This window comes from Glaciecola sp. G7-5, assembly GCF_055808975.1.
Genome location: NZ_CM147892.1, coordinates 4,309,491 through 4,323,752, shown reverse-complemented (window position 1 = coordinate 4,323,752; position 14,262 = coordinate 4,309,491). Strand labels below are relative to the sequence as shown.

The following is a 14,262-nucleotide window of genomic DNA, read 5'->3' as shown; positions in this document are numbered from 1 at the left end:
CAGGTGCTAGTACACACATGATTGACAAAGTACCTCGCCACGTGGCTATCATTATGGATGGCAACGGGCGCTGGGCGCAGCAAAAAGGTAAGCTTCGCACTTTTGGGCATAAAGCAGGTGTTGATGCTGTTCGAGCCTCTGTGCGTTTCGCGCGCAAACAGGGCATAGAATCACTAACTTTGTTTGCCTTCAGTAGTGAGAACTGGCAACGTCCGCAAGAAGAAGTCAGCGTGCTGATGAAATTGTTCTCTATGGTGTTGCGCTCAGAAGTTAAAAAGTTAAATAATAACGATATTCGTTTAAAAGTCATTGGCGACATTGCGGCGTTTGATAAAAATCTACAAGAAAAAATTCGCAAAGCTGAAGCGCTTACTGCCAATAATAAATCGCTTACGCTAAACATCGCCGCTAACTACGGTGGTCGATGGGATATAATTGATGCCACCAAACGTATAGCGCAAAAAGTAGAACAACAACAATTAAGCCTAAACGATATAACCGAAGACCTATTCAATCAGCACGTAAGCACCGGCACTTTGCCCGAACTTGACTTGCTAATTCGTACCGGTGGTGATCATCGTGTGAGTAATTTCTTATTATGGCAATGTGCCTATGCAGAATTTTATTTTAGCGATGTACTGTGGCCCGATTTCAATGAAGAGGTCTTTAACCTTGCTATTGCAGACTTTGCTAACCGTCAGCGTCGATTTGGATTGACAGGTGCACAAATTATGACGCAAGACGACACCGGGAACGTCATATGTTAAAACAACGATTTCTTACGGCTCTGATACTTGCGCCCCTCGCATTAATTGCTATTTTATTCTTACCAACCGAAGCTTTTAAATATGTGGTTGCGGGCATAATGTTACTAGGCGCATACGAATGGGCCAATATGTCAGGCATTACCGAGCGTATGCTAAAAGGCTGGTTTACCATATTTATTGGCGCATTGCTGTTAGTCATGATTTTGAGTGTTGATGCCACAGAAATATGGGTACAAAGTGAGTTAAACGGCTTTTATTTTTTCATATTACAACTAGCTGCCCTGTGGTGGTTACTCTCTTTGTTTATGATTTTGGCATATCCTCGTTATAGTAGCTTTTGGAAAAACAGCCGCGGGATCCGATGTATTTTTGGTGTTCTTACCCTGATCCCCACATGGGTTGCAATTGTGAGTCTACGCACGAGTTTGTACGAAATAGACGAGTTTTATGGTGCTTCATTGTTATTTTATGTCCTTGGTATTGTGTGGGCGGCAGACATAGGCGCTTACTTTGTGGGCGTCAAGTTTGGTAAGCACAAATTAAGACCTAATGTATCCCCAGGTAAAACAATGGAAGGTTTATTCGGAGGTGTGATGGCCTCATTTGCGATTATTGCCTTTGCCGCATTACATTATCAAGTCGAACCTTCTCGTATTTGGTTACATCTATTAATCGGTGGTATCACCGTGGGTGTATCGGCCTTAGGCGACCTTAACGAAAGTATGTTTAAGCGCTGTGCAGGCATAAAAGACAGTGGCAAACTGCTTCCTGGCCACGGCGGTATTATGGATCGTATCGACAGTTTAACGGCAGCGTTTCCAGTGTTCGCTTTTTGTTATGTAGTGTGGATGGCCTAAACGTAAATGCAATTTCCTCAACAAGTTTGTATTTTGGGTGCAACCGGATCTATTGGCACCTCTACCTTAGATGTGATTGCTCGCCATCCCGATAAATTTTCGGTGTTTGCCATCACTGGTATGCGTCAGTTAAACAAACTTGCCGAACAAATCCAATTATTTAAGCCCAAGTATGCAGTCGTCCCAGATAAAGCAGCGGTCAATACACTGACTGAAATGTTAGGGAGCAATATTGCCAATACTAAGTTACTACATTCTCCTCAATCTTTAATCGATGTTGCAAGTGCCCCTGAAGTTGACTGTGTTATGTCCGCAATTGTTGGTGCGGCAGGCTTATTGCCGACTCTCGCAGCGGTAAAAGCCGGAAAGCGCATCTTACTTGCCAACAAAGAAGCCTTGGTCATGTCAGGTGAATTGTTTATCGATGCGGTAAATACCCACAACGCCCAATTGCTTCCCATAGACAGTGAGCACAATGCTATATTTCAGTGTTTACCCACCGACTTTATTTACGGAAATAAAGAGGCTAGTGGTATTGCGCATTTACTCCTAACCGGCAGCGGTGGCCCCTTTAGAGAGTTAGCGTTGGACAAATTTTGTGATGTCACACCGCAACAAGCTTGCGCACATCCAAATTGGTCCATGGGCCAAAAAATATCAGTAGACTCAGCGTCTATGATGAACAAAGGCTTGGAGTTTATTGAAGCGAAATGGCTGTTTGGTTTTAAAGAAGAAGATATCCACGTCGTTATTCATCCACAAAGTACCATTCATTCGATGGTGCAGTACGTTGACGGTTCAGTCATTGCACAAATGGGTAACCCTGACATGCGCACACCTATTGCGCATGGATTGGCGTACCCAGAACGCATTGAATCAGGGGTCGCACACTTGGACTTTTCTAGCCTCGCTGATTTTAGTTTTACCCAACCATGCAAAGAGCGATATCCAAACCTTTATTTAGCTATAGATGCCGCTAAACAAGGGCAAGCAGCTACCACGGCTTTAAATGCGGCGAATGAAATTGCTGTAGATGCTTTTCTACGCGGTCAAGTAAACTTTTCACAGATTAATGTTGTCAATGATATGACCTTACAAAAGCAAGCTATGCCACAACTTAACTGTATTGACAGTATTTTAGAACATGATCGTTCAAGTCGCATAATTGCACGTCAGCTAGTTAAGGAATTAAGTTAATGACATCGATTTTATTTAATATTGCATCCTTCGTACTGGCCTTGAGTATTTTGGTGGCAGTGCATGAGTGGGGGCATTACATTGTTGCGAAGTTGTGCAAGGTAAAAATACTTAAATATTCTATAGGCTTTGGTAAGCCTTTGTTTAAACGCACCACCTCCAGTGGCATGGAAGTGATCGTAGCGGCTATTCCTTTAGGTGGTTACGTGCGCATGCTTGACGGTAGGGTAGACCAAGTGAGTTCCCAAGACTTGGACGTCTGTTTTGATTTAAAGCCTGTTGGTCAGCGTATGGCTATCGTTGCGGCCGGTCCTTTTGTAAATTTTTTGTTTGCCATTTTCGCGTTGATGCTCGTTGGTATGATTGGTTCGCAGACTTCAAAAACTATTGTAGGAGATGTGCAAGCAAACACCTTTGCGGCACAAGCAGGACTTGAAGCTAATGACGAAATAATAAAGGTAGGTAACCGAGAAGTTACTGATTGGCAAGAAGTCAGTATTGAAATGGTCAGTTATAGTGGCGATGAAAGTATGCCTCTAACCATAAAAACACAAAATGGACTGACTCTTGAGAAAACACTTCCTATTAATGGTTGGACTCTTGATCCAGAATCTACAGATTTATTTGCAGCCTTAGGCTTTACGCCATTTTCTCCACAGCCTACTAAAACACTGGGCTCGATAGGGCCCAACACGCCCGCTGAACAATTTGGCTTAAGTGCAAATGATGAAATAATGAAAATAGATGGAACTCCAATGACAAATTGGGGACAAATAGTCCAGTATATTGAAGCGCGACCTAATCAAGAAGTTGACCTTGAACTCCTTCGTGACGGCGCCTTGCTAAATATCAGTGTTGTCTTGGGTCAAAAGCCTGATAACGCAGAACAAGGCTATTTAGGGGTCGTTCCGTTTACACAAGCGTGGCCACCAGAATACATTGTTGAAACAAAAGAAGGCCCAATAGACGCCTTAGTAAGCGGTACTAAAAGTACCTGGCGTCTGATGACAGTAACCGTTGAAATGTTAGGTAAATTGGTTACGGGTGATTTATCGGTAAAAAGTTTAAGTGGCCCTATTTCAATCGCCCAAGGCGCAGGTGCGCATGCGAGCTACGGATTGGTGCCATTTCTGGGATTTTTAGCGCTTATTAGCGTAAATCTTGGTATCATTAATCTTTTGCCATTGCCTATATTAGATGGCGGTCATTTATTGTATTTCACTGTCGAGTGGATAACTGGAAAGCCGGTGTCGGAGGCTGTTCAGGAAGTAGGTTTAAAAGTAGGTGGCGTAATTTTGTTCGGTGTAATGGCTACCGCTATTTTCAATGACATACTACGCAATATTTAATGAATATCTGACAGACACATTAAATGCTAAACAAACAATAACGTCTGACAAGCAATATCTTGGAAATTTTATAGTTGATGAAGTGTAATAAACTAGTTCTAGCAGCGGCCTTATTAGCCAGTTCCTCTCAAGTGATGGCGCAAGCATCAAATGAGTTTGTCGTGGAAGATATCCGTGTTGAAGGGTTGCAGAGGGTCGCCTTAGGCGCCGCACTCACGTATTTACCTGTGCAGCGTGGTGATACACTCAATAGCTTCCGTATTACCCAGTTAATCAGATCGCTCTATTCCTCTACTCACTTTGAGAGTGTTGAAGTCTATCGTGATGGTAATGTACTCATTGTCTCGGTGTCGGAACGTCCAACCATTAGTAATATTGTGTTTGATGGTAATGACGACATAAAAGACGAACAGCTTCAAGAGAGTTTGGACTCGTCAAATATTCGTATTGGTGAGCCCCTAGACCGTACTGTAATAACGTCAATTGAAAACGGCCTTAAAGACTTCTTCTACAGCATTGGTAAATACAATGCTACTGTTACTGCTATCGTCACGCCGCTGCCACGTAATCGAGTTGATGTAAAACTTTTATTTGAAGAGGGTGACGCTGCTAAAATTCGTCAAATAAATATTGTAGGTAACGAAATATTTGAAGATGATGAACTTTTCAAGCAGATGGAGCTTAAGTTCAACGCGCCTTGGTGGGACTTCTTGTCAGAAACTCGCTATCAGCAGCAAACGCTGTCGGGCGATATGGAAACCATCGAAAGTTACTATAAAGACCGCGGTTATTTACAATTTAATATTAGCTCTACACAAGTGTCAATGACGCCAGAAAAAGACGGTATCTATGTCACACTTAACGTCAAAGAAGGTGAACAATACAATATCTCTGAAGTAGAGTTGTCAGGTGACTTACTTGGCTATGAAGATTTTATTTCGCGTTTGTTGCCGTTACGTAAAGGTGATTTGTATAATCAAGGTGAAGTGACCTATACCGAAGAATTTATATCAAAATACTTAGGTCGATTTGGCTACGCCTACCCTACAGTAACTACCATTCCTGAAATTAATGAAGAAGACAAAACGGTTAAGTTAACCCTTCGCGTAGACCCAGGTAAACGCATTTATGTACGCCGAATTACATTCAATGGTAACCAAGTTACCGCTGACAACGTATTGCGTCAAAGTGTGGTACAAATGGAAGGTAGTTGGTTGGCAAACCAAGCCTTAGAAACATCTAAAGCTCAGCTGTCACGTCTTACTTATATGGAAGAAGTTGAGTTTGAAACGATTCGCATCCCCGGTGAAGACGATAAGGTAGATGTTGAGTTCAATGTAAAAGAACAGGCTTCGGGTTCATTTAATGCCGGAATCGGCTATGGTGATGCAACTAAGCTTAGTCTTCAAGCTGGTATTCAACAAGATAACTTTCTTGGCAGTGGTAAGCGCGTCGGTATTAGTGTTAATACAGTCTCTTACCAAAAGAGTGCGCAGTTAACTTATTTAGACCCATATTTTACGATTGATGGCATAAGTTTAGGCGCCAACATTGGTTACAGTGAATTTGATGGCGAAGATTTTGGTCTAATTCAATATAGCAGCAAGCGTTGGTCAATTGGAGCAACCCTTGGTTACCCTATAAACGAAGTAAACCGAATTAGTTTTGGTGTTACATATTCAAGCGTAGAGCTAGGCGCGAATAATACCCCATATGTTCAAACAACGCGTTTCTATGAGCAGTTCGCTGATCCTGGTGACCCTGATGCGCCAATCAATTATGACAGTTTACTTGGTTCTGTATCGTGGTCGCGAAACACTCTTAACCGCGGTTTGTTTCCAAGTGCTGGCTCGTCACAACGTGCATCTTTGAGCATCACAACGCCAAACTCTGAAGTAAATTACTTTAAATTCACCTCAGATGCCAAGTGGTATTTCCCACTGACTAGGGACCAACGATGGACGGTGCTCGCGCGCTTGCGTTTAGGTTACGGTAATGGCTATGGTAGTGAAAATGGCACAGAGCAAATATTACCGTTTAACGAGAACTTTACAGCCGGTGGTGCAGACACTTTACGTGGCTTTGAAAACAACACAGTAGGTCCTCGTGGATTACAGCGCGTTAGCAGCACGGTTATAACAAGCCCTACAGGTGTGCCAATTTTAGGCAATCCTGAGAATGACACAATTGCACTTTCTTCGCGAAGCTTGGGCGGGAATGCCATGGCCCTTGGTGGCTTTGAGTTAATTGTCCCTACGCCTTTTGTTGGTGAAGAGTTTGATAACTCGGTTAGGACTAGCCTGTTTTATGATGTAGGTAACGTTTGGGACACAGAGTTCCAGTACGACCTTTATAAAGACTTAACACTAAGCCAAGGAAGTGATCTACTAGGTGATTATAGTGATTGGAAACAATACCGCAGCTCAGCCGGATTGTCGGTACAGTGGATATCGCCCATGGGCCCCATGGTATTTAGTTTCTCAAGAGCTTTGAAAGAACGTGAAGGTGACGATGCTAAATTCTTCACATTCAACATTGGATCAACCTTCTAAGCAAGGTATAATCCACGATATAATACATAAATGAACAAAACATAAGCGTATAGGAGTTTTACATTGAAAAGTTTTATTAAAGGTTTGTCGTTAGCAGCGTTATTCACTCTAGCAACAATATCTAGTGCAGCTAACGCAGAGCAGAAGTTTGCGGTTGTTGATGTAGCCCAAGTTTTACAGGCATTGCCGCAGGTAGCGCTTATTGAACAAAACATTAACAGTGAGTTTGCAGAGCAAATCCAAGAAGTCCAACGCTTGAGTGCAGACGGCAATTTTTTGATTGAAAAATTACAGCGTGAAAAAGCAACAATGAGCGCAGATCAAATCAAAAAACTTGAAAATGAAGTCAATGGTATTGGTCAGCAGTTACAAGAGAAGCGCCAGCCTCTACAACAGAATATGCAGCGTCGTACTGAAGAAGAGCGCAGAAAATTGTTCGCACTCATTCAACAAGCAATCAATGCCATCGCTGCTAAAGAAAAATACGATATGGTATTAAATGCTAGTGCAGTGCCTTTCAGCGACCCTAAATTTGATATCTCACAGCAGGTATTAGACCAAGTTGGTAAAGCAAACTAAAAGGCATGTTGCTCGTTAAATGAGCAAAATGACAATAAAGTAAAACAAATCAGGCCAACTTATGTTGGTCTGATTTGTTTTTGGCTCACAAAGGCTTATCTTATACAACAAAGAGTTGTAGTAATAAGCTTTAAGAATATACTTAATACTATGTACAATAGAATTAAGAGCCAAATAGGCAATGATATGCCGAATAATAATTAGGAGACTTCCTTGGCAAACGCGCTAAATACAATCGAAATTAAAGAAATTATGACTTTGCTGCCGCACCGCTATCCGTTCTTATTAATAGATCGCGTTAGTGATTACGAGCTTGGTAAATCAATTAAAGCCTACAAAAATATCAGCATTAACGAACAGTGTTTTTTAGGGCATTTCCCTGGCGAACCTATCTTCCCAGGTGTTTTAATTCTCGAAGCGATGGCCCAAGCTGCCGGTATTCTGGGATTCAAAACCATGGGCAACAGTGACAAACTCTATTTATATGCTGGCATAGACAAAGCCCGATTTAAAGCACCTGTTGTGCCTGGTGATAAACTCGATATTGACGTGAATTTAATTAAAGAGCGTCGTGGTATTTGGAAGTTTGAAGGCATTGCCTCGGTTGACGGTCAAAGCGTTTGTGTAGCAGAGTTTATGTGTGCAATGAGGGATTTTAAATGAGGATACATCCTTCTTCAGTTGTTTCTGAAAATGCAAAGATTGCGGACAATGTTGAAATTGGCCCCTTTTGCTATATTGGTGACAATGTAGAAATAGATGAGGGCTGTGTTTTAAAAAGTCACGTGGTAGTGAAAGGGCATTCAAAAATTGGTAAAAATAACCAGTTTTTCCAATTTACTTCCATTGGTGAAGATTGCCAAGACAAAAAGTACGCTGGTGAAGAAACATATCTTGAAGTTGGAGATGACAATATCTTTCGAGAGTTTTGCTCTATTCACAGAGGAACCGTGCAAGATAAACTCCTAACCAAAATTGGCAACCGTAACTTGTTCATGGCAAATACGCATTTGGCACATGATTGCATGGTCGGAAGTGATAACGTATTGGCAAATGGGGCAACCGTTGCAGGGCACGTCCACATTGGTGATTTTGTTATTTTAGGTGGTACCACAGCGGTACATCAATTTTGCCATATTGGTTCACATGCTTTTACTGGTGGTGGTGCTATCATCTTAAAAGACATCCCGCCTTATGTTATGGTCAGTGGCTTAAAGCACATCCCGCAAGGAATAAACAGCGAAGGTTTAAAACGCAGAGGCTTTTCTCCTGAAGCAATCAGTCTGGTTAAAAAGGCCTATAAAATTCTTTATCGCCAAGGCAATACCTATGACGAAGCGCTTTACCTTATTCGTGGCCTTGGTGAATCTGAGCCAGCTTTAAAAACACTGATAGACTTCTTGAGTAAGCCTAACAGAGGCATTATTCGTTAAGTGATTAACTCGCTTAGCGATTGATGATATTTTCTTTGTAAGGTAGTTGCATCTTAGCACGCACACTACCTTCAATCTTGAGTTAATGCCAATCACAATGACCACGACAAAACCATTAAAAATAGGGCTTATTGTTGGCGAAACCTCCGGCGCAATTCTCGCCTTGGGAATGTTAAAGCAAATCCTCGCCCAACATCCTGATTGTGAGATAGAAGGTATTGGGTCAAGCGCCCTAAAAGAGCTCGGCATGCGCTGCTTGTTTGATATGAACGAGTTGTCGGTTATGGGCTTGGTAGAGGTTGTTAAACACCTACCGCGTTTGTTACATATTCGCAAAACGATAGTAGCCCATTTTGTAGCAAATCCTCCCGACGTCTTTATTGGTGTTGATGCACCCGATTTCAACTTACGGGTCGAAAGTGCACTTAAGAAAGCAGGCATTCCCACCGTGCACTATGTTAGTCCTACTATTTGGGCGTGGCGAGAGAAACGTATTCACAAAATAGCAGCAGCGACCAATTTAGTTTTAGGTGTATTTCCTTTCGAAAAAGCGATTTATGAGAAGTATCAAGTAGCATTTCAGTTTGTAGGCCACACTATGGCTGACGATGTCCCGCTAGTGGTAGACCAACAGGCGGCACAAAAAACGCTACACTTAAGTGAACGCTTTTGTAATGGCCCAATTCTGGCGCTATTACCTGGCTCCAGAGCACGAGAAATAGCATCACTGCTCGGTATTTTCTTAGCTAGCTTTGAAAAATTAAAGATAAAAGAGCCCGATTTACGGGCGATTATTCCAGCGGTAAATAGCGAACGCCGCGCCCAAATTGAGCAAATACTCAGTGAAAAAGACTATCAACAAGATATTATTGTCACTGACGCCGCCGCCAGAGACGTTATGATTGCCGCCGACGCAGTTTTATTAGCCTCGGGTACCGCGGCACTTGAGGCCATGTTATGCAAGCGTCCTATGGTGGTTGCCTATATTATGTCGGGATTGACCCACATGATGATGAAACGCATGTACAAGCCTGATTACTTTGCTTTGCCGAATATTTTGGCAAATGAGCGACTCGTCCCTGAATTTTTGCAAGAAGACGTTAACCCTACGAACTTAGCGAATGAGCTTTATCGTGTGTGGCGTCAGGACTCAAGCGTAAACGCGCAAATACTAGAACGATTTACTCAAATTCATAAAAGTCTTAAATGTGATGCAGACAAGCAGTCAGCAAATGCGGTCTTACAATTAATTCGTCGAGGCGACCAACATGAGTCAGTCTGATATGACAACAGGTGCGCCGTCTTACTCATTGATTGCCGGCGTGGATGAAGTAGGACGAGGACCTCTAGTTGGAGACGTGGTAACCGCAGCGGTTATCCTTGACCCTAAAAATCCCATCGAAGGGCTTTCCGATTCAAAGAAGTTGAGTGAAAAAAAACGCGAGTTTCTCTTTGATATTATCCAACAAAAAGCATTGAGTTGGTCAATTGGTCGAGCAAGCCCAAAAGAGATTGATGACATCAATATTTTGCAGGCAACGATGCTGGCGATGACAAGAGCGGTTGAGGGCTTGCACATTCAACCAGAATTTGTGCGCGTGGATGGCAATCGTTGTCCTAATTGGCTGTACAAAAGTGAAGCGATTGTAAAAGGTGACTTGTCTCATGCTGAAATTTCGGCGGCTTCGATTTTAGCAAAAGTGACCCGCGACAGAGAAATGCAATTATTAGATAAATCCTTTCCCCAGTATGGCTTTGCAGGCCATAAGGGCTATCCTACTAAGCACCATATGCAGGCGCTTGAAGAATATGGTCCTATTAAAGAACATAGATTTAGCTTTAAACCGGTTCAGCTTGCGGCTGCAAAAGGTAGAATATTCAAAGCAATGCTATAGTTGGTTAACGCAAACGGAGCAAACACCCACGTGACATCAAATTTTGTACATTTACGTCTGCACAGCGACTTTTCAATGCAAGACGGCCTAAATAAGGTAAACCCTATTCTAGATGCTAGCGCAGAAGCTGGGAGTCATAGTGTTGCCTTAACCGATTTGATGAACATGTGTGGCTTGGTGAAGTTTTATTCATCTGCGATGAAAAAAGGTATTAAGCCTATTGTTGGCTGTGATATATGGCTACTGAATGAATCCTTAAGTACAAACAAATCAGCCTCTAGAGCCGATAGCAAAGACAGCCAAATCGTCCAAATTGGTTTACTTGCTATGAATGAAACTGGGTATCGAAATATCACAAATTGTATTTCTGATGCTTATTTGCAGGGGCATATTCAACATAAAGTGGTTGTCACTCAAGAGATCCTTGCTAAATACAGTGAGGGCGTGATTGTTCTTTCTGGAGCAATGGATGGTGACTTAGGTATCGCGATTGCGTCTGGTAAAACCCCAATTATTGAAAATGTTCTCGAGTTTTATAAAACCCACTTTCCAGACCGCTTCTATATTGAACTACAACGCACTGGTCATATAGGCCAAAATGCTTATATTGAAGAAGCGGTGGCACTCGCGGCGAAACATTCCCTACCGGTAGTGGCCACCAATAATGTGCGTTTTTTAAAGGCTGAAAACTTTGAAGCACACGAAGTAAGAGTATGCATCAGCGAAGGATTCACCCTAGATGATAATCGACGAGTAAAACGTTATACCGATCAGCAATACTTACGCACCCCAGAAGAAATGACGGCACTTTTCTCAGATATCCCAGAGGCGATTGAAAACAGTGTAGAAATTGCAAAACGTTGTAACGTTGAGCTTACCTTAGGTAAGTACTTTTTGCCCAATTTCCCAACCGGTGAAATGACCGTAGAAGAATTCCTTGTTAAAGAGTCAGAAAAAGGCTTAGAGCGTCGCTTGGCGTTCTTATTCCCAGATGAAACTGAGCGCAATGAAAAACGCCCAGAGTATGATGAACGCTTAGCAATAGAACTCAAAGTAATTAACCAAATGGGCTTTCCGGGTTATTTCTTAATCGTTATGGAATTTATTCAGTGGAGTAAAGATAATAATATTCCCGTGGGACCGGGTCGTGGTTCAGGTGCCGGCTCTTTGGTTGCATATGCCCTTGATATTACCGACCTTGATCCCCTTGAGTTTGATTTGCTATTTGAGCGATTCTTAAACCCTGAACGGGTATCGATGCCCGACTTTGATATCGATTTTTGCATGGACAGACGCGATGAGGTTATTGATCACGTTGCAGATATATACGGCCGAGATGCGGTATCGCAAATTATCACCTTTGGTACCATGGCTGCTAAAGCGGTAATTCGCGATGTAGGAAGAGTCATGAGTCACCCTTATGGCTTTGTCGATCGCATTTCAAAGATGATCCCGGGCGATCCAGGCATGACCCTCGAAAAAGCCTTCGAAGTCGAGCCAAGACTACCTGAAATCTATGAGCAAGATGAGGAAGTGAAAGACCTTATTGATATGGCTCGTATACTAGAAGGGGTTACCCGCAACGCCGGTAAACATGCCGGTGGTGTGGTTATATCTCCCACAACAATTACTGATTTCTCCCCCCTTTATTGTGATGACACAGGCGGCAATCCAGTCACTCAATTTGATAAGAATGATGTTGAAACGGCAGGTTTGGTTAAGTTTGATTTCTTAGGACTGCGTACACTAACCATCATTCAAAACGCAATTGATATGGTAAAAGCGGTCAAGGGCATTGATATTGATATCACGACTATTCCGCTGGAAGACAGAAAATCCTTTGCCTTACTAAAACGCGCTGAAACAACCGCTGTCTTTCAACTTGAATCTCGCGGCATGAAAGACCTGATCAAGCGTCTTGAGCCAGACGTTTTTGAAGAAATCATCGCACTTGTGGCCTTGTTTCGCCCCGGTCCATTGCAGTCTGGGATGGTAGACAACTTCATTGACCGTAAACACGGGCGTGAAGCCGTATCCTACCCTGATGCAACCTATCAGCATGAGTGTTTAGAAGGGATACTAGAGCCCACTTACGGTATTATTTTGTACCAAGAGCAGGTCATGCAAATAGCGCAAGTCATGTCTGGCTACTCGCTAGGTGGCGCTGATTTATTGCGTCGTGCAATGGGTAAGAAGAAATTAGAAGAAATGGAGAAACAACGCTCTTTCTTCAAACAAGGTGCAATAGATAATAATATTGACCCTGACCTTGCTATGAAAATCTTCGATTTGGTTGAGAAATTTGCAGGCTATGGTTTTAACAAATCACACTCTGCAGCATACGCTCTTGTGTCATACCAGACCTTATGGCTTAAAGCTCATTATCCGTCAGAATTCATGGCGGCGGTACTATCTGCGGATATGGATAATACCGAGAAAGTGGTTACCTTAATCGACGAATGTAGCAATATGGGGATTGAGGTATTACCACCAGATTTAAACAGTGGCAAACATAAGTTCACGGTTAATCAAGACGGCGCGATTGTCTATGGTATAGGCGCTATTAAAGGCGTTGGTGAAGGCCCTGTTGAAGCAATTATTCAAGCCCGTGAAAGCCAAGGTGAATTTGATGACTTGTTTGATTTTTGTGCCAAGGTCGACCTTAAAAAGATTAACAAACGGGTACTTGAAAAACTCATCATGGCAGGTGCCCTTGATAAACTTGGGCCGCACCGTGCGGCGCTTACCGCGAGTTTAAAAGATGCGATGAGTGCTGCATCGCAAAATGCTAAAGCCGCATTGGCGGGGCAAACTGACATGTTCGGCATGGAAGATTTTACTCAAGAGCAAAGCCAGAACAGTTTTCAACAAGTACCACCGTGGCCCGAACGTGTTTGGTTAGATGGCGAAAAGGAAACCTTAGGTCTATACTTGACCGGACATCCCATGAGCCAGTATATTGATGAGTGCAAACACTATACTGATTGCGTAGTGAAAGACTTGGTGCCACAACAGCGCGACGTTTACACGACAACAGCGGGCTTAATTTATGCAACCCGCGTGTTAACAAACAAGCAAGGGCGTCGCTGGGCTTTGGTAACATTGGACGACAAGTCAGCTCGTATGGAGATGCGCGTGAGTCCAGAGGTATTTGAACGCTATGAAGATATATTGACGGTCGATAATCTTATTTGGATTAAAGGACAGGTCAGCTTTGATAGATACAACGATAGCACTACAATGAGCATTACAGAAGTAATGACATTGATAGAAGCGCGCAACCGATTTGCGAAGCGTTTGACTATTAATTTACTGGCAGAGCAATGCACAGTCTCGTCAGTCTCTAAATTACAAGATATACTGCATAAATATAAGGGTGGCACTTGCCCTTTACATCTGCAGGTTGAACATCCAGATGTCGCGCTTGAATTGCAAACAGGTGTAAATTGGTCTTTAAAGCTTGAAGACGAATTGGTAGTTGAACTAAACCACATGTTAGGTGATGCTAATGTAAACTTGGCGTTTAGTTGAACCAAACGTAAATCGTGTTTGTCGTAAAAAGACAAGACGCTAAAAAAGCGATTAACCCTAATGAGTCTAGTGTGTAAAATACTAGCAAAATAATAAAATGGA

Annotated in this window: 11 protein-coding genes; all 11 read left to right on the top strand. The window is 42.6% G+C overall.

The window, feature by feature from the left end; genetic code table 11:
- Window positions 1-17 precede the first annotated feature (17 nt).
- Window positions 18-767, top strand: a complete 750-nt coding sequence (gene uppS / locus AC0L6H_RS19080) for a polyprenyl diphosphate synthase (protein WP_473390861.1) — start codon at window positions 18-20, stop codon at window positions 765-767.
- Window positions 761-1,624, top strand: coding sequence for a phosphatidate cytidylyltransferase (locus AC0L6H_RS19075; protein ID WP_473390860.1), 864 nt, complete (start codon window positions 761-763; stop codon window positions 1,622-1,624). Before uppS ends, AC0L6H_RS19075 begins: the two co-directional genes overlap by 7 nt.
- A 6-nt stretch (window positions 1,625-1,630) precedes the next feature.
- The gene (gene ispC / locus AC0L6H_RS19070; protein WP_473390859.1) at window positions 1,631-2,821 is read left to right on the top strand and encodes a 1-deoxy-D-xylulose-5-phosphate reductoisomerase; all 1,191 of its coding nucleotides are present in this window, start codon (window positions 1,631-1,633) and stop codon (window positions 2,819-2,821) included.
- On the top strand, window positions 2,821-4,170 hold the full coding sequence (rseP, locus tag AC0L6H_RS19065; protein WP_473390858.1) for an RIP metalloprotease RseP: 1,350 nt from the start codon (window positions 2,821-2,823) through the stop codon (window positions 4,168-4,170). The genes ispC and rseP overlap by 1 nt, the downstream gene beginning before the upstream one ends.
- 77 nt (window positions 4,171-4,247) lie before the next feature.
- Window positions 4,248-6,722, top strand: a complete 2,475-nt coding sequence (gene bamA, locus AC0L6H_RS19060; protein ID WP_473390857.1) for an outer membrane protein assembly factor BamA — start codon at window positions 4,248-4,250, stop codon at window positions 6,720-6,722.
- Between the two features lie 63 nt (window positions 6,723-6,785).
- Window positions 6,786-7,301: an OmpH/Skp family outer membrane protein gene (locus tag AC0L6H_RS19055; protein ID WP_473390855.1), complete on the top strand. Its 516-nt coding sequence runs from the start codon at window positions 6,786-6,788 to the stop codon at window positions 7,299-7,301.
- A 213-nt stretch (window positions 7,302-7,514) separates the two neighbouring features.
- Window positions 7,515-7,964: a 3-hydroxyacyl-ACP dehydratase FabZ gene (gene fabZ, locus AC0L6H_RS19050; RefSeq protein WP_473390854.1), complete on the top strand. Its 450-nt coding sequence runs from the start codon at window positions 7,515-7,517 to the stop codon at window positions 7,962-7,964.
- Window positions 7,961-8,734: an acyl-ACP--UDP-N-acetylglucosamine O-acyltransferase gene (lpxA, locus tag AC0L6H_RS19045; protein ID WP_473390853.1), complete on the top strand. Its 774-nt coding sequence runs from the start codon at window positions 7,961-7,963 to the stop codon at window positions 8,732-8,734. The genes fabZ and lpxA overlap by 4 nt, the downstream gene beginning before the upstream one ends.
- Window positions 8,735-8,831: 97 nt before the next feature.
- Window positions 8,832-10,016, top strand: coding sequence for a lipid-A-disaccharide synthase (gene lpxB, locus AC0L6H_RS19040; protein WP_473390851.1), 1,185 nt, complete (start codon window positions 8,832-8,834; stop codon window positions 10,014-10,016).
- 1 nt (window position 10,017) lies between these two features.
- Window positions 10,018-10,629 (top strand): ribonuclease HII, encoded by a 612-nt coding sequence (gene rnhB, locus AC0L6H_RS19035; RefSeq protein ID WP_473394586.1) that lies wholly within the window; start codon window positions 10,018-10,020, stop codon window positions 10,627-10,629.
- Window positions 10,630-10,659: 30 nt separating this feature from the next.
- On the top strand, window positions 10,660-14,160 hold the full coding sequence (gene dnaE, locus AC0L6H_RS19030) for a DNA polymerase III subunit alpha (protein ID WP_473390850.1): 3,501 nt from the start codon (window positions 10,660-10,662) through the stop codon (window positions 14,158-14,160).
- Window positions 14,161-14,262: the final 102 nt, after the last annotated feature.

Excerpts from the sequence above, each read along its gene's own strand:
- uppS (WP_473390861.1), top strand. The coding sequence starts at position 18 with ATGATTGACAAAGTACCTCGCCACGTGGCTATCATTATGGATGGCAAC.
- AC0L6H_RS19075 (WP_473390860.1), top strand. The coding sequence starts at position 761 with ATGTTAAAACAACGATTTCTTACGGCTCTGATACTTGCGCCCCTCGCA.
- ispC (WP_473390859.1), top strand. The coding sequence starts at position 1,631 with ATGCAATTTCCTCAACAAGTTTGTATTTTGGGTGCAACCGGATCTATT.
- rseP (WP_473390858.1), top strand. The coding sequence starts at position 2,821 with ATGACATCGATTTTATTTAATATTGCATCCTTCGTACTGGCCTTGAGT.
- bamA (WP_473390857.1), top strand. The coding sequence starts at position 4,248 with ATGAAGTGTAATAAACTAGTTCTAGCAGCGGCCTTATTAGCCAGTTCC.
- lpxA (WP_473390853.1), top strand. The coding sequence starts at position 7,961 with ATGAGGATACATCCTTCTTCAGTTGTTTCTGAAAATGCAAAGATTGCG.
- lpxB (WP_473390851.1), top strand. The coding sequence starts at position 8,832 with ATGACCACGACAAAACCATTAAAAATAGGGCTTATTGTTGGCGAAACC.
- rnhB (WP_473394586.1), top strand. The coding sequence starts at position 10,018 with ATGACAACAGGTGCGCCGTCTTACTCATTGATTGCCGGCGTGGATGAA.